General features: G+C 63.7%; 25 protein-coding genes. 8 read left to right on the forward strand and 17 right to left on the reverse strand.

The annotated features are described in order from the left end of the window. Positions 1-120 precede the first annotated feature (120 nt). From MAB_RS00780 to MAB_RS00795, 4 genes are all read right to left on the reverse strand, one after another. Positions 121-666, reverse strand: coding sequence for a ferritin (locus MAB_RS00780; RefSeq protein WP_005065153.1), 546 nt, complete (start codon positions 664-666; stop codon positions 121-123). Positions 667-837: 171 nt separating this feature from the next. Beyond that, a complete protein-coding gene (locus MAB_RS00785; protein WP_005062850.1) occupies positions 838-1,395 on the reverse strand; it encodes a ferritin in 558 nt (185 codons plus the stop codon). A gap of 18 nt (positions 1,396-1,413) precedes the next feature. Beyond that, positions 1,414-2,355, reverse strand: coding sequence for an LCP family protein (locus MAB_RS00790; protein WP_005084127.1), 942 nt, complete (start codon positions 2,353-2,355; stop codon positions 1,414-1,416). A 293-nt stretch (positions 2,356-2,648) separates the two neighbouring features. After that, entirely contained in the window at positions 2,649-3,410 is a 762-nt protein-coding gene (locus MAB_RS00795; RefSeq protein ID WP_005129429.1) for a CPBP family intramembrane glutamic endopeptidase, read from the reverse strand. 22 nt (positions 3,411-3,432) lie between these two features. Here MAB_RS00795 and MAB_RS00800 point away from each other — a divergent pair, with 22 nt between their 5' ends. After that, positions 3,433-4,122 (forward strand): alpha/beta fold hydrolase, encoded by a 690-nt coding sequence (locus MAB_RS00800; RefSeq protein ID WP_005087477.1) that lies wholly within the window; start codon positions 3,433-3,435, stop codon positions 4,120-4,122. Here MAB_RS00800 and MAB_RS00805 read toward each other — a convergent pair. Further along, a complete protein-coding gene (locus MAB_RS00805) occupies positions 4,119-4,904 on the reverse strand; it encodes a DUF2470 domain-containing protein (RefSeq protein ID WP_005084123.1) in 786 nt (261 codons plus the stop codon). The two genes, MAB_RS00800 and MAB_RS00805, sit on opposite strands and share 4 nt — an antisense overlap. A gap of 135 nt (positions 4,905-5,039) precedes the next feature. On the opposite strand from MAB_RS00805, the gene pheA reads away from it, so the two are divergent. After that, positions 5,040-5,966 (forward strand): prephenate dehydratase, encoded by a 927-nt coding sequence (gene pheA / locus MAB_RS00810; RefSeq protein WP_005062863.1) that lies wholly within the window; start codon positions 5,040-5,042, stop codon positions 5,964-5,966. Next, positions 5,963-6,649 carry a histidine phosphatase family protein gene (locus MAB_RS00815; protein ID WP_005084122.1) on the forward strand — a complete coding sequence of 229 codons (687 nt, stop codon included), beginning with the start codon at positions 5,963-5,965 and terminating at the stop codon, positions 6,647-6,649. Before pheA ends, MAB_RS00815 begins: the two co-directional genes overlap by 4 nt. On the opposite strand, the gene MAB_RS00820 is transcribed toward MAB_RS00815, so the two are convergent. Together MAB_RS00820 and poxB are read right to left on the reverse strand one after the other, a co-directional pair. Then, complete coding sequence (locus MAB_RS00820; protein ID WP_005062867.1) at positions 6,646-6,873, reverse strand: hypothetical protein; 228 nt, start codon at positions 6,871-6,873, stop codon at positions 6,646-6,648. The genes MAB_RS00815 and MAB_RS00820 overlap by 4 nt on opposite strands. Before the next feature lie 96 nt (positions 6,874-6,969). Continuing rightward, complete coding sequence (poxB, locus tag MAB_RS00825) at positions 6,970-8,709, reverse strand: ubiquinone-dependent pyruvate dehydrogenase (RefSeq protein ID WP_005087483.1); 1,740 nt, start codon at positions 8,707-8,709, stop codon at positions 6,970-6,972. Between the two features lie 77 nt (positions 8,710-8,786). On the opposite strand from poxB, the gene MAB_RS00830 reads away from it, so the two are divergent. The 4 genes from MAB_RS00830 (at position 8,787) to MAB_RS00845 (ending at position 11,474) form a co-directional block, all read left to right on the forward strand. Continuing rightward, on the forward strand, positions 8,787-8,996 hold the full coding sequence (locus MAB_RS00830; RefSeq protein ID WP_012296271.1) for a hypothetical protein: 210 nt from the start codon (positions 8,787-8,789) through the stop codon (positions 8,994-8,996). Between the two features lie 77 nt (positions 8,997-9,073). Then, complete coding sequence (locus MAB_RS00835) at positions 9,074-10,180, forward strand: oxygenase MpaB family protein (protein ID WP_005062872.1); 1,107 nt, start codon at positions 9,074-9,076, stop codon at positions 10,178-10,180. Then, positions 10,177-10,740, forward strand: a complete 564-nt coding sequence (locus MAB_RS00840) for a peroxiredoxin-like family protein (protein ID WP_005062875.1) — start codon at positions 10,177-10,179, stop codon at positions 10,738-10,740. The genes MAB_RS00835 and MAB_RS00840 overlap by 4 nt, the downstream gene beginning before the upstream one ends. 113 nt (positions 10,741-10,853) lie before the next feature. Beyond that, a complete protein-coding gene (locus MAB_RS00845) occupies positions 10,854-11,474 on the forward strand; it encodes a TetR/AcrR family transcriptional regulator (protein WP_005112869.1) in 621 nt (206 codons plus the stop codon). Here MAB_RS00845 and MAB_RS00850 read toward each other — a convergent pair. The 7 genes from MAB_RS00850 to MAB_RS00880 all read right to left on the reverse strand — a co-directional run bounded on the left by MAB_RS00850 (position 11,431) and on the right by MAB_RS00880 (position 18,981). Continuing rightward, a complete protein-coding gene (locus MAB_RS00850; protein ID WP_005087485.1) occupies positions 11,431-12,321 on the reverse strand; it encodes an alpha/beta fold hydrolase in 891 nt (296 codons plus the stop codon). The two genes, MAB_RS00845 and MAB_RS00850, sit on opposite strands and share 44 nt — an antisense overlap. Continuing rightward, a complete protein-coding gene (locus MAB_RS00855; RefSeq protein WP_005112871.1) occupies positions 12,318-13,865 on the reverse strand; it encodes a flavin-containing monooxygenase in 1,548 nt (515 codons plus the stop codon). The genes MAB_RS00850 and MAB_RS00855 overlap by 4 nt, the downstream gene beginning before the upstream one ends. Continuing rightward, a complete protein-coding gene (locus tag MAB_RS00860; RefSeq protein WP_005112872.1) occupies positions 13,862-14,896 on the reverse strand; it encodes an alpha/beta hydrolase in 1,035 nt (344 codons plus the stop codon). Before MAB_RS00860 ends, MAB_RS00855 begins: the two co-directional genes overlap by 4 nt. After that, on the reverse strand, positions 14,893-16,431 hold the full coding sequence (locus MAB_RS00865) for a flavin-containing monooxygenase (protein ID WP_005112874.1): 1,539 nt from the start codon (positions 16,429-16,431) through the stop codon (positions 14,893-14,895). Before MAB_RS00865 ends, MAB_RS00860 begins: the two co-directional genes overlap by 4 nt. After that, complete coding sequence (locus tag MAB_RS00870; protein WP_005112877.1) at positions 16,428-17,288, reverse strand: SDR family NAD(P)-dependent oxidoreductase; 861 nt, start codon at positions 17,286-17,288, stop codon at positions 16,428-16,430. Before MAB_RS00870 ends, MAB_RS00865 begins: the two co-directional genes overlap by 4 nt. Continuing rightward, positions 17,285-18,157: an SDR family NAD(P)-dependent oxidoreductase gene (locus tag MAB_RS00875; protein ID WP_005062891.1), complete on the reverse strand. Its 873-nt coding sequence runs from the start codon at positions 18,155-18,157 to the stop codon at positions 17,285-17,287. The genes MAB_RS00870 and MAB_RS00875 overlap by 4 nt, the downstream gene beginning before the upstream one ends. Before the next feature lie 191 nt (positions 18,158-18,348). Next, a complete protein-coding gene (locus MAB_RS00880) occupies positions 18,349-18,981 on the reverse strand; it encodes a TetR/AcrR family transcriptional regulator (protein WP_005084116.1) in 633 nt (210 codons plus the stop codon). 163 nt (positions 18,982-19,144) lie between these two features. Here MAB_RS00880 and MAB_RS00885 point away from each other — a divergent pair, with 163 nt between their 5' ends. After that, positions 19,145-19,894 (forward strand): MgtC/SapB family protein, encoded by a 750-nt coding sequence (locus tag MAB_RS00885; protein WP_005062896.1) that lies wholly within the window; start codon positions 19,145-19,147, stop codon positions 19,892-19,894. Positions 19,895-19,904: 10 nt separating this feature from the next. Here the strand turns inward: MAB_RS00885 and MAB_RS00890 are convergent, their stop codons facing one another. From MAB_RS00890 to MAB_RS00900, 3 genes are read right to left on the reverse strand one after another with little or no spacing between them, the layout of a single operon-like run. Beyond that, positions 19,905-20,648, reverse strand: coding sequence for an ESX secretion-associated protein EspG (locus MAB_RS00890; protein ID WP_005087491.1), 744 nt, complete (start codon positions 20,646-20,648; stop codon positions 19,905-19,907). Then, the gene (locus MAB_RS00895) at positions 20,645-21,685 is read right to left on the reverse strand and encodes a PPE domain-containing protein (protein WP_005084114.1); all 1,041 of its coding nucleotides are present in this window, start codon (positions 21,683-21,685) and stop codon (positions 20,645-20,647) included. The genes MAB_RS00890 and MAB_RS00895 overlap by 4 nt, the downstream gene beginning before the upstream one ends. Positions 21,686-21,688: 3 nt before the next feature. Then, positions 21,689-22,060 carry a PE family protein gene (locus MAB_RS00900; protein WP_005062903.1) on the reverse strand — a complete coding sequence of 124 codons (372 nt, stop codon included), beginning with the start codon at positions 22,058-22,060 and terminating at the stop codon, positions 21,689-21,691. Between the last annotated feature and the right edge of the window lie 12 nt (positions 22,061-22,072).

Below are 22,072 nucleotides of genomic sequence, written 5' to 3' on the forward strand. Positions count from 1 at the left end.
GATGTGCTCTGGATACCGATGAGAGATTATCCGAAAGCAACCCGGCAAACGTACGGGTTCACGGCCGGAAATAGAGATGTCCCCCACCCCTGCCGGGTGGGGGACATCGTGTTGACGTGCTTAGAGCGCGCCGCCCGCGGCTGGCGGCGCGGTGGGGTCGCTCTCCACAACCGAGATCTCGCGCGCCACGAACTCCTCGAGATCGAAGTAGTTGTCTCCGGCCCGCTCCGCGACCGTGAGCAGGGTGTCCATGAGCGCGACCTCTTCGACCTGTTCCTTGAGGAACCACTGCATGAACTGCTCGCCGATGTAGTCGCCCTCGTCCCGTGCGGTGCGTGCCAGTTGTGTGACCTGCTCGGTAACGGTCTGCTCCTGGGCCAGCGCGAGCGCCAGCGGTTCGCGTGGCGCGGTGAACCCATTGGTCACCGCCCCCACCGGGGGGATTTCGACGGATACGCGCCGGTCGATCAGGTACCGGACGATCATCATCGCATGGTTGCGCTCTTCAACCGCCTGCTTGTAGAAATGCGCGGCGAGCTGCGGGAGATCGGCATCATCGAAATAAGCGGCAATCGCAATGTATTGCTGCGATGCCGTGAACTCGTGGCCGATCTGGTCATGAAGAAGCGCGTTGAATTTCGTTTTTGGGGTGTCGGTCGCGGTCATAAATTTGACAATAGGCCAGGTCAGAGCCCGTGTCACCCAAGGTGAGCCTTAATGAGGTTACCTTCACCTAAGTAATTGAAGAGTGTTGCGCAAGCTAATTGGTTAATTCTTAACTTAGCCAAAGTTAATTTGTCTCCAGTCCGCAATTGGGAATGGCCGTGCGCAAAATTGTCAGAGTGCGCCGCCGGCCGCTGTGGGCGCGGTGGGATCCGGGCTGACGGGACGAGCCAGTTCCCGGGCGACGAAGTTTTCCAGGTCGAATAGGTCGTGGTCGGCGCGTTCGGCGACCGTGAGCAGGGTGTCCATGAGCGCGACCTCTTCGACCTGTTCCTTGAGGAACCACTGCATGAACTGCTCGCCGTAGTAGTCACCCGCCGAGCGTGCCGCGCGGGCGAGTTCGGTCACTTGATCGGTGACGCGCTTTTCTTGTTCGAGTGCGAGGGCGATGGGCGCGCGCGCGTCGGCGAATTCGGTAACCACGGCGTCAACCCCGGGGATCGTGATGGCTACGTTCTTGTCGATGAGGTAGCGGATGATCATCATCGCGTGATTGCGCTCCTCGACCGCCTGCGCGTAGAACCGTTTGGCCAGCTGTGGCAGATCGGCATCGTCGAAATAGACCGCGATGGCGATGTACTGCTGGGACGCAGTGAACTCGTTGCGGATTTGATCGTGCAACAGTTCGAGGAACGGCGAGGAGGTACGCGCATGGAGATCGGTGGTAGCCACCTTGAAAAGCCTAGTGCGTCAAGGGGTCGGTGTGGCCGGGTCGGGTAAGAGGTCTGCGGGAATTTGTTGGCCGGTACGCAGGGCGTCGAAAAGGCGGGATGACGCGTCCTGATCCCAGGTGACGATGTCGCCCGCCCAATTTTCGGAGAACGATCCGATGGGCATCGTCAAGTTCTGCACGGAACCTGCTAGTGCCCAGCCCAATTGGGCCAGGTTCCAGCTGTGGTCGCCCTCGGCGAGGGTGATCGCGTCGGCGGTCGATGTGGCCACTGGATACCAGCGAAAGGGATTGGCCCACACTGCCGGACTACTCACCCGGTGGAAGAGTGCGCTCATGAAGGCACGCTGATGCGTCATGCGATCCAGATCTGCCCGGGGCGTAGCGCGGCTGCGTACGTACCCAAGTGCACTGGGCCCGTTGAGTATCTGGCAACCCGGCGTCAGATCGATACCGGCCAGGGGGTCTTGGATGGGCTCATCCAGACACATCGAGACACCGCCGATCGCATCGACCACCGAGGCGAAGCCGTTGAACCCGATTTCCGCGTAGTGATCTATGCGCAGACCAGTGGCCTCTTCCACTGTTCGGGTGAGTAGCGCCGGGCCGCCGAGCGAATACGCGGCATTGAGTTTGTTGCTGCCGTTCTCGGGGATCGAGACGTAGGAGTCTCGGGGCAGCGACACCATGGTGGCCGCCCCGCCGTCGTAGAACGCCGGTATGTGCACCAACAGAATGGTGTCCGTGCGGCCGTCGCCGATATCGCCCCCGGTGGCCAGCTGGGTCTCCTGATCAGGAGTGAGACCCTGGCGGCTGTCGGAGCCGACCAGAAGCCAGTTGGTTCCGCTGCCGGTCGCCGGACGATCCGGGTAGTCCTTGAGCGCGTCGACGTGATGTAGCCGTCCGTCGAGCCAGAGGGCCGTACCGATCACGCCGCAGAACCCAAGCAGCATGAGCGTCATGGCGAAAACAACGATGCGCCGTATCCACAGACCCCAGCGCCGCGTGCGTGGGGTGCGTGTGGGTGGTGGTGGCGCCGCGGGTGGCCGTCGAGGACGGGTATCGCGTACGGACGAGCGTGGTGGTGGCTGCGCGCGTCGTGCCGGTGGACCGGGCTGTCGCGGCGGACTGACCGGCGGCGGTGTGGGCGGCAACGGACGCCGGCGGATGACCTGGCTGTCCTCCCGCCGATCGGGGCGCCGACCGCGGAAGGGAACGGTGGGTTCGGTCATCGCGGATGTCCCATGAGATGAGGCTAATGGAGCCAGCCCAGGTGATCCCGGAGCAACGCGTACCCGACAAAGGCCACGGTGTCGATCACGCCATGGGCGACTACCAGGGGCCATAGCCTTCCGGTGCGGTGCCAGACGTATCCGAAGACCACGCCCATCGCCAGGTTGCCGACGCCTGCCGAGACACCCTGGTACAGGTGGTAGCAACCACGCAGCAGTGCCGACGACACGATGGCGGCCGCCGTTCCGTAGCCCAGCTGGTGCAGGCGCGTCTGGAGGTAGGCGATGACCACGACCTCCTCGGCCCAGCCGTTTGCGAATGCGGACAGCACCAGCACCGGTAACCGCCACCAGGTGTCATCGAGAGACGCGGGGATGACCTGAACGCTCATGCCCATCCAGCGCGCACCGACGTACAAGGCAAGCCCGGGAAGTCCGATGAGCGCGGCCAGCCCCAACGCGCCCAAGCCGTCAGCACGCCAGCGCCAGCGGCCCAGCCCGACTGAAGATGGGCGAAATCCACTGCGCCACAACAGATAAACCGCGAGTGCCCCCCATGCGACCAGCCGGGTGATCGATACCAGATTCAATCCCAGGTCGATGAGACTGAGTTCGGCACGGCGCGGATTCAGCGCGACCCTCTGGCCGGAAAGTCCCATCAGCACGGCCGATGCGAACTGCAGGATGGCACTGAATGCGCTCATCCCGAAGCTGATGGCCAGCACAATCGCGATCTCGAGGCGGATTGTGCGCGCTGACATCTCCGATTCGGCCACGGCGCTCATTCTGGCTGGTATTGGTGGAAGAGTGTCCGATGTGGTGAGCATTGCGCGTTACGTGGCCGCACCTGACGGGGTGCGGCTGAGCGTGACGGTGTCGGGTACCGGACCGTCACTGGTGTTGGTGCACGGCAGTTTGCAATCCGGTTCGAGCTGGGCCGGTGTCGTCTCTGAGCTCGAGAGTGACTTCACCTGTTTCGCCGTCGACCGGCGCGGACACGGTGCGAGTTCGGACGCTGAGGAACACAGCCTGCAGCGTGAGGCCGACGATGTCATCGCGGTCGCCGCGGAGGTCGGTCCCGACGCGGTGATCGTGGCGCATTCGTACGGAGCCGTCGTCGTATTGGAGGCCGTACGTCGCGGCGCGGACGTGGCAGCTGTTGTGCTCTACGAACCGCCGCTGCCGATTTCAGAGCGAGTGGCTAGTGCGAATCGGGACGCGAGTGCCGCGTTGCGCGGTCGATCCACGGTGGTCACCCGGGAATGGATGGCTGTGAATCGATCCGTCGAGTCGATCGGCGAGTACACGCGGGCGGCGACTCCGATGTACCTGCTGGAAGGCGCGAATTCGCCGCCTCAGTTTCGGGATCCGGTGGGCTACCTGGCTCGTCGCGTTCCTGGAGTACGAGTGAAAGAGCTTGTTGGGCAGGACCATTTCGCGCACCGCGAGGCGCCCGCGGTGTTCGCCCAGGCGCTCCGCGAACTGTTGCTGAGCTAGATCTTGCGGGCGCGTAGCCCGTTGAGGAACGGGCAGCCTGCCAGGATGCGCAGGGCTTGGCTCAGTCCGGCGGTGTCGTTGACGGGCTCATTGAACGGCAGCCGTACATCGTGATCGCTCTCGGCACCCTCCACGCGCAGCTGGATGCCGTAGCGGTCGATGCCGAGCAGGCGTACCTCCCCGTGTTGCAAGTTCAGTGGCAACCGCCTGGCCAGCCGCTCGACCAGATCGCGGTGGTCGTGGTCGATATGGGAGAGCCATCCCGCCTCGAGCGCACAGAAGGGATCCGGGCGCGCGCTCAGCAGGGCCGAGACGTCCACCGATTCGGCTCCCGTGGAATCGGCGACGACGACGGATTCCACGGTCAGACACAGCAGTACCGAGCCCGGCTCGGTGCGTAGTCGCATATCGGTGCGGATGTCCAGTAGGGCGGGGTCGGGGATGCGGCTGGCGATGACATCGACGATGCCGCGGGCTTCCCGGTCGGAGGCGGCTACCACGTTGCCGCGCACCCAGACCAGCGATCTGACCGGTTCGCGCAGCGGAAGCGGCGCTTGATCCGTGAGTTCCAACAGCGCGGGCATGCCCGCGGAGCCTGCCGCGACCACCGTCGCCGCGATGGCGCTATCGGAGGGGACCGCGACGGCGAAGGTGCCGTCGTCGAACAGGTGGTGCAGTGAGGTCCCGACCACGTCGGCTCCAGCGACGGCGAGGGTCGAGCTCGCGGCCCGTGCGCAAGCCGAGCGCACGCGCTCGGCGGTGGTGGGCGGTGCTGCAGTCATGGCGACCTCTTCCTGACGATCCGGCGAACTGAGGTAAGCCTAAGTTAACAACGGACTGTGGAGAGTGCAAGGGACAGCTGTGCCGCAGCCTGTGTCGGGGGTTCGCCCGGCGATCGAGCGCCTAAGGTTTGAAGTGTGCAGCGCATCACTTATCTGGGTCCGGAAGGCACGTTTTCGGAGGCCGCAATGATCACGCTGCGTACGACGGGGCGCATTCCCGGTTCATCGGAGGTGGAGCCGGTTTCGGTGGCCAGTGCCCGCGAGGCGTTGGTGCAGGTCCAGGCCGGTGACGCCGACTATGCGTGCGTCCCGATCGAGAGTTCGCTGGAGGGGCCGGTGGTCCCCACGCTGGACACTCTGGCGGTAGGTGCGCCGTTGCAAATTTTCGCCGAGACGGTGCTGCCGGTGTCCTTCACCATCGCGGTGCGCCCGGGCACCGCGGCCGGGGATGTAAAGACCGTCGCAGGGTTCCCGATTGCCGCCGCGCAGGTTCGCGAGTGGCTGGCCACCAATCTGCCGGACGCGGAGCTGGTCGCCGCGAACTCGAACGCGGCGGCCGCCGAGGATGTGAAGGCCGAGCGGGCCGATGCCGGTGTGTGCACGGAATGGGCCGCACAGCGTCTGGGGTTACACGCCCTGGCCAGCGGAGTGGTGGACGAAGCTCATGCGCACACGCGCTTTGTGCTGGTGGGGCGGCCGGGGCCACCGCCGGCGGCCACCGGGGCGGACCGCACCTCGGTGGTACTGGGGCTGGGAAACGTGCCCGGTGCCCTTGCCGCCGCCATGAATGAGTTCGCGATCAGAGATATCGACCTGACGCGGATTGAGTCCCGGCCCACCCGCACCGGGCTCGGCACGTACCGGTTCTTCCTGGACTGCGTGGGCCATATCGACGACATCGCCGTCGGCGAGGCACTCAAGGGCCTGCATCGGCGTTGTGAGGATGTGCGGTATTTGGGATCGTGGCCACGAGGGACCACAGCACCTACCGGCGCCAACCCGCCGGTACTGGACGAAGCGTCGGGATGGCTCGCCGAGACGCGGGAAGGGAGGCTGCGATGAGCGGTCGCCTTGTCTTGGTCAGGCATGGACAGTCCTACGGAAATGTGGAACGCCGGCTGGACACCAAACCACCGGGTGCGGCGCTGACCGAACTGGGGTTGCAACAGGCACGTTTGTTTGCCAAACGGTACGAGGAGCATGCGCCCGCAGTGCTGGTGCATTCGGTGGCGGTGCGTGCCGTGCAGACGGCGGCCGGAATCGCCGAACACCTTGGGGTGCAGGCGGAGCAGATCGAGGGGCTGCACGAGGTCCAGGCCGGCGAGTTGGAGGACCGCACCGATCTGGAAGCGTTTGCGGTCTTCGATCGCACCTATGAGCGTTGGCATTTTGGCGATCTGGACGCCCGGATGCCCGGCGGCGAATCCGCGCAGGACGTGTTCGACAGGTATCTGCCCGCGGTCGCGGATCTGCGGCTACGGCACCTGGAGAACGACGCGTCGACGGGCGATGTGGTGATCGTCAGTCATGGGGCGGCGATTCGTTTGGTGGCCGCGGCTCTTGCCGGAGTGGATCCGGGCTTCGCGGTCAATCGGCACCTGCGCAATGCGGAAGCCGTTGTGCTGGCCCCGGTTACCGATGGACGGTGGAGTTGCGTGCATTGGGGCGACGCGGTGGCACCCTTCCCGCATCAAGAGGCCGCCAGTGCCGAAGAGCTGGCGCAGTCGGCCGACCCGATGGGCTAGACCGCCAGCTGGCTTTCGCTATCACAGTCACATTGCGCGGCAATGCAATCGATGACGAGGCTGTGCCGCAACACGTACTGGCCGTCGCAGTCGCGGTCCGTGCATTCGGCATGACGAGAGGAATGCACGATCAGGGTGCCGTGACAGTGGTCGATGTCCCGGAGGCAATCGCGACAGTCCACACCGCAGCTGATGGCATGCCGCCAGTCGGGTGTTTTCCTCATACCTCTGTTGTAACACCGGATACCGACAAGTCGGCGTAACCGCGCGGGGTCCGCTCCCTGTCTGTTTGATCTTCCGGCTGGCAGGAGGCGCACCCATCACTTGCGGCGCAGGCGTGCTCCGAGATTGGTCTTGGCCAAATCGATGAGCTCGTCGCCACGCCCGGACAGCAGCGTTCGGGTGGCCCACAATGAGAATCCCGCAACTTGCGCGGCGGTGATGGTCGGGGGAATCGACAGCTCCTGGCGCGCGGTGAGAACCTCCACGAGCACGGGCCCGGGGTGGTCAAAGGCTTCCGAAAGGGCGCCGTCCAGCTGGTCGGGGCGCTCGACCCGGAGCCCATGGATCCCGAGAGCCTTTGCGACATCTGCAAACACCGGATTATCCAGGGCGGTACCGTAATTGACGATACCGGCGGCCTTCATTTCGAGCTCGACAAAGCTGAGCGCACCGTTGTTGAAGACGACCATTTTGACCGGCAGTTGGGACTGGGTCAGCGTGATGAGGTCGCCGAGCATCATGGTGAGACCACCGTCACCGGAGAGGGTGACAATCTGGCGATCGCGATGCGATGCCTGTGCGCCGATCGCTTGGGGTACGGCATTCGCCATGCTGCCGTGGTTGAACGAGCCGAGCAATCGGCGCCGGCCGTTCATCGACAGGTATCGCGCCGCCCAGATCACGGGTGTGCCGACATCGGCGATGAAGACCGCGTCGTCGGCCGCCAGCTCGTCGATTCGGCGGGCGACAAGCTCGGGACGCACCGGCGTCTGGTTGCGGTCGTCCACGGCCAAGCGATCGAGCTGAGCTCGTGTGCGTGTGTAGTTCTCTCTGGCGCGCTCCAGGTGTCTCCTGTCCGAATGCGGCTGAATCATCGAATTAAGTTGTTGTAAAGTATCTTTCACCGTACCGACGAGTGCGACATCTACTCGGGTGCGCCGGCCGATGTGCTCACCGCGGATGTCGACCTGAATGACGGTGGCCTTCGGTGGGTAGAACTGCCGGTACGGGAAGTCCGTTCCGAGCATGAGCAGCACCTCGGTGTCTTCCAGTGCGTCGTAACCGGAGCGGAAGCCGAGCAGGCCCGTCATACCGACGTCGAAGGGATTGTCGTATTCGACGAATTCCTTGCCGCGCAGCGTGTGCACGATGGGTGCCTGGAGCGCGTGGGCCGCGGTCAGCAGTTCCGCATGGGCGCCCTCGCACCCCGCCCCGGCCAGGATGGTGATCGCGTTCGAACCGTTCAGCTCCCGCACGGCTCGTTCCAAGCAGGACGTACCGGGCAGCCTGATCCCGGCCCCGGCGACGAGGGGAGCAGAGGGCGGTGCCAGGTCGACCTTGGCGCTCAGGATGTCTCCGGGGATCGTCAAGACCGCCACCCCCTGTTGATCGAGGGCCGCACGGATGGCGGTGTCGAGGACATATGGCAGCTGCTCGACACTGCTCACCAGCTCGCTGTAGACGCTGCACTCGGCGAACAGATTCTGCGGGTGAGTCTCCTGGAAGTAGCCGCTGCCTATCTCGGCGCTGGGAATATGCGATGCGATCGCGAGTACGGGCACCCGGCTGCGATGAGCATCGAAGAGGCCGTTGATCAGATGCAGGTTCCCGGGACCGCAGCTTGCTGCACAGACCGCAAGATTGCCCGTGAGCGCGGCCTCGGCGCCGGCGGCGAACGCGGCAGATTCCTCGTGCCGCACGTGCACCCACTCCAGGGTTCCGTCGCGCCGCAGTGCCTCGGTAAAGCCGTTGAGCGAGTCTCCAGGTAGGCCATAAATACGTTGGACACCAGCGGCTTTCACAGTGTCGAGGATGAGCTGGGAAACGGTGCGTGCCATGAGTGTGCTCCGGATCGCTTGGCGGCTGGACGGATCAGACCTGATGCAATCGATGCTAGCGACCATGGCAGGCAGGGATGCCGCGCGCAACGATCGCGGAAGCGAAGTACCAAGCCCCGCACCACTGCCGCGGATCGGCGGGCGAGGCGCAAGGGCTGATGGACCAGGACGCGTCTCTCGTCCGCGGCGTGTGTGCCGAGCGCGCGGCGGTGGCCATACCGCACTTGGCTGGCCTGGGCCCCGGCGGACGCACGTGTAGCCGTCTGAACTGCCGGTACCGCATCTAATATTGCAATGCAATTCGAATAGCAATACTATCTCTATGAATGAACATCGGATGCGGTCGACGGTGAGGAGATGGACTATGGGCAGCCTGCGTGACGATCCCAGATATTCGGGCACGGTCGAGGAGCGACGTCGGCGTGACCGCCGGTACGACTTTCTGCTCAAGCTGCACGGCAAAAACGGTAAGAGGGCACTGCAGCTTGCCGAGGCGCCCCGCCGAGACGACGGCTATTTCGGGCTGGACTCGGTCAGCTTCAAGGTTTACGAGAACGTGATGGTCGCGGGCATGGGAGCGCTTTCCGGGCTGTTCATCTCGGTCCTCGATCCTGATGGAGCCTACGGTGTCGGTCAGCACACGACCTATTACTACGACACGGTGGGGAGGGTGCGTCGCAGCCTGTTGTTCTTCGCGGGCGCGGTCGCGGGTGACACCGAGACGGCGATCAAGGTCGGCCGCGATCTCTTTCGTAAGCACTCCCACATCAATGGCGAGGTTCCGTCGACGGGCGAACCCTTCCGGGCGAATCATGTTGAGACCCTGAAGTTCACATATGTAGTGGGTTGGCCGCATCTGTGGCGTGCGTACAAGAAATTCAGCGACCCCGACGCGACGTATGAAGAAGAATGCCAGTTTTACAAGGAGCAGGTGCGCGTGTGCGAGCTCATGGGCATGCCCGCGGGGGAACTACCCACCACGCCCGAAGAGGTTGACGCGTGGGTTCGGAATGCGGAGAAGAATCTGATGGCATTCACCCGGCCGGCTCAGGAACTCACCGACTTTCTGACGCACAACCCGTGGACCCCGTTGTACCCCAACGTAATTCTGGGTGGCGGACTAAAGCTGGCAATCTGGGCGGCGATACCCTTGCTCACGCCGTATGTCCGGGAAATCTGCGGACTCGCGACGATGCGAATCCGACCGGCCATTGGCACGGTGGCCATCAAGGGAGCGGTACGCGCTTTGCGTAATCCGATCGTCGAACGGTTGATCCTGCCGTGGTTCGGGTACGAGATGTGGGGCTATATGCACAATGCGATTCGGCATGCTCCGGATGCCGGTCCGGTGCCCTTCGATCACGAAGTAGGCCTGAAACTGCAGCAAGGAAAGGGAGGCACGCTGGGTGCGAGTGCCTGCCCGATGCATGCCGTGTCCACCGCGGCACGGCCGGTGGAGGCATCGGTATGACGCGCATCGACATCATGGCCAATGAACGGTTGCTCGACGACCGGCACCACCTACACGAATTCCAGGAACTGTGGGCCGACGGCCCAGTGGCCTTCGTCTTCCTGCGGCAATTCGGCAGCGCCTTCGCGGTGCGGCAAGCCCAGGAGCTCAATGACTACTATGACGAAATTACCGCTGTCGGAGCAAAAGTGGCCTTCATCGGCCTGGGAACTTCCATCCAGGGCTTCACCTTCCGTAAACGTGCGGATACGCGCTTTCTGGTGCTGACCACGCAAGACCAGACGCTCTATCGAACGATGGGACTGTGGCGGTACCGGGCGGGAACAATCGGCCCCTGGAATCTCCGGGAATGGGTGAGGCTCATGCGCGCGGGTGTGTACCCGTATCAGCGTACGGGCGACCCGTACCAACTCGGCGGCGCCTTTGTGGCCACGGCCGGGGGTCAAGAGGTCGCGTGGGATTTCCGGGCGCACAAGGCCTCTGATATTGCTCCCGGCCGCGAGATCGCTGACGCCCTTATCCAGGCCGCGGTGCGCAGACCTGCCGGGGCAACCGTGTGATGCGGCCTCCTTCCGTGCCGTCGCCGGCGATCATCGGTCGATATACTGCGAATCGGCCGGCTGACGCCGGGAAGTCGATGGCGCGTGAGAAGACGCGCAAATGAACAAGCGGGGTGTCGATGCGGAAGGCGCTGACACGCGAGGAGCTCCAGGCGCAGACGCGGGATCTGGTGCTGTCCGCCGCCGAGAGAGTCTTTCTGCAGCGAGGATTTCATGCGACGACGGTCGCACAAATAGCCGCGGAAGCCGGCCGCACTCAGGGCTCGATCTATAGCAATTTCGAGAGTAAAGATGCTTTGTGCCAACAACTTCTGCGCAACCACTACGAAGGCTGGCTGAGCCAGGTCGCGCTGGCAGTGATGGCCGCCGAAAATACCCCGGCCAAACTCGACATCGTTGAATCCAAATGGCGGGTGATGAGCGCCGAAACCGACTGGATCGGGCTGACCGCCGAGTATCTGCTGGCCGTCCGCCACGATCCACAGCAGGCTCAACTGATTCGTGAGAATGTCGCCGCACTACAGGCCGGGGCGAAGGCGGTGTTCGCGGGCCAGCTGGAGGCCGAAGGCTTCGCGGTGCAGGATCATCCAATGCTGGACGACGCCGTGGCGGCCATTGTGGCCACGGGCATGGGACTGGTTGTCAACCATACGTTGGGCCTCGTCGAACCCGATCAGTCCACGAGCGTCTTTATGCAGACCCTGGAGACGTGGCGAGATCGCCTAATCGCCTAGCGGGCGGGCGGGCGATGAACTCCGTGATGATGGCGGTGACTTCCTCGGGGGATTCCATCATCGGGAGATGGCCACATCGAGTCAGGAATTCTTCACGGTCCGGCTGCAGCGTCCTGTTGAGTGCCCGGCCAGCCCGCGGGGATAGGCCGAGGTTCGAGTCACCCCAGATCACGGCGAACGGGGGAAAATCCGGGCCGGGGCGGATCTCGTCCACGGCGCCGAGCGAGGTTTGATCGCAAAACATCTCTGCCAGGGCGGCGAGTCTTCCGCGCACCGACCAGCCCTTGCCGGCCTGCGCGGTTCCCGGCCGCGGCGCCCGGATGCCACGGAGCCAGTTCCGCGGACCGAATTGCACGGTAATGACGATGTTTGTCAGCGCTTGCGGAATCCGTACACGCCGGGAGATGGCCATTGAGAGCGTCGGAAAACGCGAAACAAGTGGCAAAAGCCAGCCTAGTACGCCACGGCGTGCGGTGTTCTTCGACAACGGGTTGATCAGGACAAGTGAGTCGAATAGCTCCGGTCTGCGGTCGGCTAGCAACAGGGCCATCGCACTTCCCATGCAGTTTCCGACAACGGAAATACGTTCATGACCGAGGTGCTCGATAAACGCGGACAGACGCTCCACGTGTTGATCGATGGTGTAGCCGCGTTCAGGCATATCGGATTCGCCGTACCCCAGATGGTCTAGGCAGATCACTTCATACCGTTGTCGAAGCACCTCGACCTGCCGCGTCCAGATCTCCTTGGCAGACCCGCCGTTGTGCAGGAACAGAATTGGCGGGCCGGTGCCAGTGCGGCTGTAGGCGAGTGTGTCACCGCGGAATGTGAACCGTGCTGATGTCATCCGACGCTCTCCGCGACGAGCTGCCGTGCCTGCGTAGTGGTGAATTCGTAGTCACTGAACGGGAAGTACCGGTTTTGCAGGCGCATTTCGGTATTGGTGGACGGACGGTAGGCCGCGGCGTCACCTTGGTAGTTGATGTAGTAGGTGTTCGATCCGGCACACAGCGGTGTGAGTAGATGGCTCTTTGCCGCCCGGGAAAGCATCTGCTGCCAATACTTGTCATGCGGTTCTTGACGCACCTCACAGCGGGTGGCGCCGCGGCGCCGGGTTTCTGTGATGGCCCGCACGGCATGCGCAACTGTCGATTCCAACAGGACCAGGTACGAGCCGGGCGAATATGCCCACGGGCCGATCAGCATGTACGCGTTGGGCCAGCCGGGAACGGTCACCCCCTGGTACGCCTGGTAGCGATTCTCGTCCCACCACGTGTTGAGATCGGTGCCGCCCCGGCCGAGGCAGGGGAATGGCGGCGTCGCGCCCTTCTCCATGACCTTGAAACCGGTGGCGCACACCAAGACGTCTATCTCGTGCTCGGTTCCGTCGGCGGTGATGACAGAGTTCTCGGTGATGCGCTCGATGGGCTCGGTTATCAAGTCGACATTGGGCTTGGTGAATGTCGAGAACCATTCGTTGTGCATGGAAGGCCGTTTGCACCCGAAGGCGTAGGTCGGCGTGAGTTTCTTGCGCAGTTCGGGATCGTGGGGCAGCTGTGTCCACATCCAGCCTCTCAGTGCAAGTCCCACGCCCTGCAGCACCGTCTTGTAAAGGCGCTGCCCCAGCAGCTGGCCCCCGAGCAGGGCCCCACCTAGCCCCAGTTCGACGAGCGCCATCCCGACACCGCGAAGGGGAGTCCGCAGTAGACGATTGCCGAAGACGAACCGGCTGACGGGCCCCGTCTTGAAATCGAGTTTTGGCGCCACCCAGATGGCGGTGCGCTGAAAGACCGTAAGCCGACTGACCTGGTCGGCGATCGCCGGAACCAATTGCAGTGCGGTAGCGCCGGTGCCGATGACCGCCACGCGCTTGCCGGTGAGGTCGTAGTCATGGTCCCACGCGGTGGTGTGCAGAAGCTTGCCGCCGAACGACCCGATGCCGGGAATGTCGGGCAGATTCGGCACTTCCAGCCCACCGATCCCGACGATCACATGGCGGGCGGTGATTTCGCCGCGGTCGGTCTCGACATGCCAGATGTCGGTGTCTTCGTCGAATCTGCTGCCCAACACGGTGGTTCCCAGCCGGAGCTTGTCACGCAGGCCGTGTCCGTCGACGACATCCTCGGCGTATTGCTGGAGTTCCTCGCCCGGTGCGAACAGGCGACTCCACTTACCCGTCTGGGCAAAGGAGAAGCTGTAGATGAACGACGGAATATCCACGGCCACACCGGGGTACTTGTTGACGAACCAAGTCCCGCCCACCGACGGATGCTTGTCGACGATGACAAAATCATCGATACCTGCCCGGCGGAGTCTGACGCCTGCGGCTATGCCGCCGAATCCGGCGCCTACCACGAGGACCTCGTGCTGCGGGAGGGTATGCGTGCTCACGGTGTACCTGCCTTGAGATTGTCGGGGTCGGTGATCCGATAGATGAAATGCGCCATATCGCCGACCGCGGCACGGGCATCGGGCAAGAGATCGGCGCCGAGCTGGAAGTCATGAATGGCGTGCTTCCAGACTTGAACAGTGCACGGCACGTGTGCCTCTGCACACCGCCGGGCAAGTAGGTCCACGTCCACTCGCAGCACCTCAAGTGAACCGACCTGTATGAAAATCGCTGGCATACCGTGGAAGTCGTGATTTACCGCAGACCAGGCCGGGTCAAGTCCGTTACCGCGAGCCATGCCCAACTCCCCAGGAACCGAGAGAATGAAGCCGGACAGCATGGCGTCGTGAGCCTCGTTGGGATGGGCGCGCTTGGCCGAACAATCGAGATCCGCCCACGGTGAAATGGCCGCTATGCCCCCCGGTACCGGTAGGCCCTCGTCGCGTGCCGCGAGGGCGGCGCTGAAGGCCAGCCCGCCGCCAGCCGAATCGCCGGCGAACACGATCTTGCCAGGCGCATACCCACGGTCCAGCAGGTAGCGGTAGGAATCCACCGCATCGGTGATGGAATCGGTGATATGCGCCAGCGGAAGCTGACGATAGTCCACCACCAGTACCGGTATCCCCGACGCGCGGGCAAGGCGTGCGGCCATGCGCCGGTGGCTGTGCAGACCTCCGAGAATGAACGCCCCGCCGTGAAAGTACAGAATGGCGCCCTGCGCCGCCTGGTCCGGATCGGGAAGATCTTTATGCCACAACCATTCCGCACGAAACTGTTCAAACATGACGATGCGGCGCCGGGTGTCACGACTCGGCCGCAACGGGTAGGCAGCCAGCTCGATGAAATTGGCGGCGCGGAATCCGTGCGTTCTCGCCGTCGGATGGCGCGCGGCGATTCGCGCCAGCAGTTCCAAGGTGGGGCGAAGAAGTGCCCGTGCCACGGCGTGAGAAGACCGTTGCACAGCCGAATCGCTCCCGACGGTCTCGATGGTGACCGTGTCGCCGAATGTGGGCTTGTGTGCGGGATCGGTCATGCGGTCACCTTCGCCGGATGCTTCTCATAGACGTAGTCGGCGAGAGGGAAGTCCCGTGTGCTGCGCCGGGCTTCGAAGAAGCCGGCCGGACGTAGATACGTGCTGTCGCCCTGGGAGTTCCGATAGTAGGTGGGGACGTGGCCGTTCAGTTCGGCAAGGTAGTAGCGCATGGCTTCGGATCGTTGTTTGACCGTGTGGTGATAGGCGTCCGCGACCTCTTTGCGTACCTCACAGCGATCCGCGCCGCGCCGGTTGGTCTCAAGGATCGCGCGCACGGCGTGATCCGATGTCATCTCCATGAAGGCATGCCAACCCGAGCCCGTCCATGAGTACGGTCCACACAGGGTCCACCGATTGGGCAGCCCATGCACCGCGACGCTTTCGTAGGCCTGCAAGCCGTTTTCGCCGTAGTAGCTGGCCAGGTCGAATCCATTGCGGCCCAAGATGGCGCCCGGTCGGTACGTTTCGGGATCCGAAAAAACCTCATATCCGGTGGCGAGAATGAGAACATTGAATCGGTGTTCGACACCATCGCGCGTGCGGACGCCCTTTTTGGTGATCCGTTCGATCGGCTCGGTGACGAGTGTGACGTTGTTTCGGTTGTAGGCCTTCAGATAACCGTTGGATATGGTCGGGCGTTTGGCAAGTGGCCCAAAATTGGGGGTGAGTTTCTCGGCTGTCGCAGGGTCGTCCACCACCCATCGGATGTACCGGCGGTAAGCGGCGATACAGGCCGCGTCGAACCTGTCCATAACCGGGCGCGACCATCGAAAAGGGGCCTTACTCAGTGAACGAAGTAGCACATCGGCAAGCACCAATACGGCACCGTTGAGCGCCGATTGAACGCCGGGCGCCGCATATAGCGGGCGTAGGAAGGGGCCCAGGGTGAGGTCGGGTTTGGGCAGCGACCACACGGGTGTGCGCTGAAAGACGGTGAGGTGCGCGATTTCCGGGGCGATCGTCGGAATGATCTGTACCGCACTGGCGCCGGTCCCGATGATGCCGACCGACTTTCCCGCCATGTCGAACTCGTGGTCCCAATCGGTGGGACGCTGGATTTTGCCGCCGAACGAATGGGCCCCGGCGATTCCGATGTCGGCCTTGGGGCGCACAAAGGCACCGACAGCGCTGACCAAGAACCGTGTCGTGACGACCGTGCCGTCCGAGGTGTGAAGCTTCCAGTGCCCGGCCTCATCGTCCCATTCCTCACGCTCCACGTTGGTGTTGAAGCGCACGCGCTCGTAGACACCGAAACGCTTGGCCACGTCCACGTGGTACTGCTTGACTTCGGCTCCTTTTGGAAAAAGCCTGCTCCACTGAGGGTTTCGTGCAAACGAGTACTGGTAGGCGAAGGATGGCACGTCGACGCCTAGGCCAGGGTAGTGATTCTCGTGCCAGCTGCCACCAACATCGTCGGCGCGTTCCAGCAGCACGATGTTTCCGACACCCGCCTGCAGCAGCTTGACCCCGGCTGCAATGCCGCCGGGCCCGGCGCCGATGACGGCGACCTCGAATTCTGGTTGTTCGCTGCTCATTTCGCCACTCGATTCAGTAAAGGTTGCAGCCGGGACATCAAACCGTCAGCCAATTCGAATGATCCGATACCGGTGAGCGTCCGGCTGAAGCTCGGTGACAACCGGTAGAGACCGTAGATGAACCAGGACTCGGGATTGACGGGAACAACGGCCCAGTTATGCCGCACGGAGCGCTCGATGGCGCGCGCCACTTTGTCGGGTCCGGCGTAACTGATCGACTGGATCTTGCCTGCCTGTGCGTGCCACCGCTGCTGGTCATCCTCGCTGATCCCGGCGCGCTGGCCGTTGGCAATCAGGTTGGTGTTGATGACCCCGGGGCAGATCGCGCTCACGCCGATCCTATGTCGGCGCAGCTCCACCCGGAGCGATTGTGACGCCATGAGCACCGCGGCCTTGGCGGTGCCGTATGCGGCGATCATCTTGTGCGGCAGGAATGCTGCACCCGAGGAGATGTTGACGATATGTCCGCGGACACCCGCATCGATCATCTGTTGCGCGAAGATCCGTGAGCCGTAGATGACGCTCATCAGGTCGATGTCCATGGTGCGCTGCCATTGCTCCGCGGTCATGTCGACAAAGCCGCCCCAGTCCATGATCCCGGCGTTGTTGACAAGCAAATCCGCTGGGCCGAACTCGGAGTCGGTCCATTTGCCGAACGTCTCCCACTGTTGCTCGTCCGCGACGTCCAGTTGATACGCCGATGCCCTGCCTCCGGCCGCGACTATCTGGTCGGTCGCTGCCTCGGCAGCGTGGATATCGATATCCGCCAGGACAACCCGGTGTCCTTGCGAGGCAAACAGACGTGCGGTTTCTCGCCCGATACCGGACCCTGCGCCGGTGATGATCGCTGTCTTCATCGTTTTCCTCCGATACCCAAAGCGGTGAGTGCCCGTGAGCTCACATCGACGGCCCGTTCGGCCAGCGACATTTGTGCGATGCCGAGAGCCCCACGCATCAGCCCGGGGGACAGCCGGTAGAGGAACCACCCGATCCAGGCCTCGAATCCGACCGGGACGGTGGACAGGTTCCAGCGCATGGAGCGTTCCACCGCCTCGGCGACATGGTCAGGCGAGCGCCCGAAGAAGTGCTGACCGCGATTCAGCTTGTCTGTCCAACTGCTGCCGGCCGTTTCGTCGACGCCGCTGCGAGTTCCGTTGGCGGACAGGTTGGTATCGATCAGTCCGGGACAGATCGCGCTGACGCCGATGCCGCGCTTACCGAATTCGGCCCGTAGTGCCTGGGTACCGAACCAAGCGCCTTGTTTGGCAACGACGTAAGAGGGAGCCAGTGGAGTCGGCATGAAGGCTCCCACCGAACAGATGTTGGCGATGTGGCCCCGGGCGCCCGCCTCGACCATGCGTTGCACGAACAGACGCGAGCCGACCAGGGGGCTCATCATGTTGATGGCGATCATGCGACGCCAATCGGCACCCGTCTGCTCCAGGAATCCACCGGCGATGAGGATCCCGGCGTTGTTGACCAGCAGATCGGGAGTGCCGTGTTCCTCGCACACCCAGTCGGTGAATTGCCGCCAGTCTTCCAGGTCGGCGACGTCCAGGCGACGGAAAACGGCGCTGCCGCCTGTTCGGGTGATGCGGTCGACGGTCTCGGCCCCGGTGGCCTCGTTGATGTCGGAGACAACGATGGTCCAGCCCTTGCGGCCGAAGCGCTCTGCCGTCGCACGCCCGATGCCGCTGCCCGCCCCGGTGACGACTGCTACCGGCATGAGTCACCTCCCGGGCGCGCCGTAAACCGGAACGATGCTGTGTCCATGCGTGGGCTTCCTCTCCGTTGAGATCTTCATTCGGATAATAGGATTATCTGAATGGTGATGCAATGGCTGACGGAGAAAAGGTGGCGACACGATTTCGGGTAGCAAGGAGCGCCGGGTCACCGATACCGGCGATGTAGTCGGAATTAGCTAGAGATGTGCGCGGACCGGCGCAGATCGGCAATCCAAAGCCGCAGCGTCCGGGTCAGTAGGTCGACGTACTGCTGTTCGTCGATGGTTCCCAAGGTGCGGCCGAGCGCCAATCCCACCGCGGTTGCCAGGACCGCCGTGAGCGCTGCGTCGCGGTCGTCGTCGGAGACGTCATCCGGAAGAGCGTTCGCGAGTACGGCCGCGAGAAGCCCGCGACCCATCTCGATATGGCCCTGCGAGACGGCCAGCTGCACCTGATCCTTGTGTATGGCCAGCGCGTACTCCGCAGCCAGTGCCACCAGGCCCTCGTCTCCCCCCAGCGACGCCGACCACTGCGCGAGTTCGGTGATCTGTTCGTCGACGGACGAGGCTGACTGGATGAGCCTGCCCGCGACTTCCGAGAAGGTCCGCATGTAGCAGCGCAGCAGCACCTCGGCGCAGAGGTTTTCCTTGCTGGAGAAATTCGAGTAGATCGCGCCGACCGTGCGGCCGGCGGCTTCGGCGATCTTGGTGACGGTTGTCCCGCCGAGCCCGTTCGCGAGGAACAGCTCTTCTGCGGCATCCAGAAGTTCCTCACGAGTGCGTTGCTGAGATTCGGCGCGGCTGACCCGCTGACGCTGGCCGGACACCGATACCTCCTCGATTTCGCAACAGCTTCGCCTGGTGGGCTGGCCGCCTTCGTATATTGCCATTATCTCAATGCGTGGTCCAGTGCTGCGTAGCCCCGGTGCAGATGAAGATCGCCCGGGCGCACAAGTTTGGCGCTACCTCGTGGTGGATACCCAAGGGGCTATGGCACTTGCGGATTCTGTGGCGATGTTCGGTGGTGCGGGCCAGGGCGGTCGGCAACTTGTCGGGCTGCTGGCCGCGTTCGTGCTATCGGGGATTATCGGCCTGGAACGCGAGATCGCGGGTAAGAGTGCGGGATTGCGCACACAGACGATTGTCGGGACCTCCGCGGCGCTGATCTTATTGGTGAGCAAATACGGTTTTGATGATGTGCTGGCCGACGGCATCGTGATCCTTGACCCGTCACGCGTTGCGGCGCAGATCGTTTCGGGTATCGGTTTTCTGGGCGCCGGAATCATCATCATGCGCCGCGGGGCGGTGCACGGGTTGACCACGGCGGCGGCGATATGGGAATCGGCGGCGGTGGGCATGGCCGCGGGCGCCGGGCTACTGCTGCTGGCGATGGTGGTGACTGTCCTGCATTTCGCAACGGTATTCGGATTGGCGGCCTTGGGCCGACTGCTCACCGCGAGGCTGCATGGCGCTGTCAGCCTGCACGTCACCTACGCGGACGGCCGGGGTGTCCTGAGGCAGCTGCTCAACGCCTGCAATGCACACCGCTGGTCTTTGTTGGCATTGTCCGCCGACCCACCGGCCGCGCCTCAGACCACCGACTCGATCAGCCCTGGCACCGCGCGTGAGGTCGGCGTGGTGATGACCTTGTCCGGCACAAGACTTGATGCCGCAACGAATGTGCTTGCGGCGGTGGACGGTGTACATCGCATCGACCGGCTTGGCGACGATATCGAGTAGCCGGCCGGGTCTATTCCAAACCGAGGCTCTTGAGGGCGTGCGTCATCCGCTGCGGCGTGGCAGGGGTGAGTGTGGCCCACAGGGCACCGTCGGCGGACGTGCTTGGGGTGGCCATGATTCGTCCAAATGCTGTGTCGTATACCGCGACTCCGCCGGGTGCGCGATCGGTGACGCCATCAACGCGTCTGATCGCGGTGATTTCGGTCATCGCGCCGCGACGTGCCATGCCCTTCGCCACCGTCACCGCGTCGGCCTTGGTGGCCCCGAGCGCCATGAGTTGGCGGGCCATGTCGGCGGGTTCGGAATTGAGCGCCAGCGCCAGCTGCTCGGCCGGTGCGTTGATCGACCCGAACTTCAGCGGGGTGGCGTCGCCGAGATAGCGCCATAGCTCGGCACCGAGCGATCCGGTCACCGACCGCATAGCGACGCCTTCGCCGTCGTTGACCAGCAGTACGTATGCCTCCCCATGCTCGACGAGGCACAGGCGCAGCATCTGCGATCCCGCCCAGCGGCGCACCGCCACCTGACCGGTGGCCTTGCTGGCCGAGGTCAACATGTCACGCAGAGTCGGGTGAAGGTCTTCACCCTTCAGCAGGTTGCGTTCCTTGAGCCGGGCACGCGCGCTTTCCAGTGCGTCTCGGTGTTCGGCTTCGTCTTCGTGGCGCGGACCGGCGGCCAGCACAACCGGCAAGAGGTCATTGCCGGTGATTTCGCGGGTCAGCTCCAGTTCGTCGAAGTCCAGGCGGACGGTCACAGCTCCGCGCTCGCGCCGAGAACCGGAGGCGCAACCGCTCCCTTGGAGCCACCACGCTCGAAGAGCGTTGAGGCGTCAACGTTTTCAAAGTCGGCAACCTTATCGGTGCCGGACTTGCTGGTGAGGATGTCCGGAAGTTCGACAGGCTTGCTCTCGTCGCCCATGAACACGCCGGTGGCGCCGATGGCGGTGAGGTCCTTGTCGTCCTCGTCTTCGTCCTTCTTGTTGACGGTGCCGCCCACCTTGATGCCCTTACCGGCAGAGGCGGCCAGCGCGCCGCCGGCCATCATGCCGGCCATGGGGGCACCCATACCGCCCATTCCGTAACCGGTACCGCCGGCGGCCGTCGGGTTGCCGGCCATCGAGATGGCGGCCGCGCGGGCACTCTGCACCCCGGGCACCGAGTCGGGGCTCAACGGGCTCGGGCCCATCTCAGACAGGCCGACACCGGCCGCGCTGACACCGGTATTGCCGCTGTTGGCCTCCGACTTCTCCTCGGGGTACTTGATGACCTCGGGAGCCGGCGGGAACTCGACGACCTTGGCCGCGGGCTCGCTGGCCGACTCGTACGTCTCCATGGCCTTGGCGGCTTGCAGATCCAGGCCCTGCTCCATGCCTTCGGTGGTGGCGTGCAGACCGAAGAGCGCTCCGCCTGCGGACAACGCCTCGGCCTTGGCCTTTTCCAGCTGGGCCAGGTCGTTGATGTGCGGCATGTCCAGCACCGCGGTGCCGTAGGACTCGGCGTAGGTGTTGGCGGTATCACTGACCTGCTGAGTCAGCCCAGCCATCTTGTCCAGCCATTCGGTGAACGGATTCAGCTTGGTCAGTGCCTCCTCGGCGCGAGGCCCGCGGTACCCCTCCATGAGCTTCTCGCCGACCTGAAGGCTGTTTTCGTGCACCTCGGCGAACGCGGCACTGATCTCCTGCCAGGCCAGTGCGCTGTCGACCACATGGGTCGGGCCCGCGCCGGTGGTCAGGTCAAGAGCCAGCTTCTTGGCCTTACGGGCCACCCAGTTGACACCAGTGAATCCGGTCATGATCTATTCCCCCACACCATTGATACGGGCGGCGTTGTGGTGCTCCAGGTCCACGAACGCCTGCGAGTTACGCCGGAATGCTTCGGCGATGCGCTTGAGCTGCTCGATGCCGTCCTTGGCAACCTTCTCGAAATTCTCGTTGGTCTTCGCCGAGGCGTGTGATACCGCGGTGGACACCTCGTCGCGGCCCGCGGATCCGAACTTGGCGGTCTCGAGCTGCTTGTCGAGAGCTTCCTGCAGTCGCTGCGCCATCGCGTCGTACTCGACGGCGGCATCCTTCATGACATCTGGATCGACTTGCAGAACAGTTCCCGGCTGGTTAGCCAGGTCCCAACGGATCTCCTCACGCTGGGCGGGCGCCGGTACGTCAGCCATCTTCTGTCCCCT

This window comes from Mycobacteroides abscessus ATCC 19977 (assembly GCF_000069185.1).
GTDB classification, from domain to species: domain Bacteria; phylum Actinomycetota; class Actinomycetes; order Mycobacteriales; family Mycobacteriaceae; genus Mycobacterium; species Mycobacterium abscessus.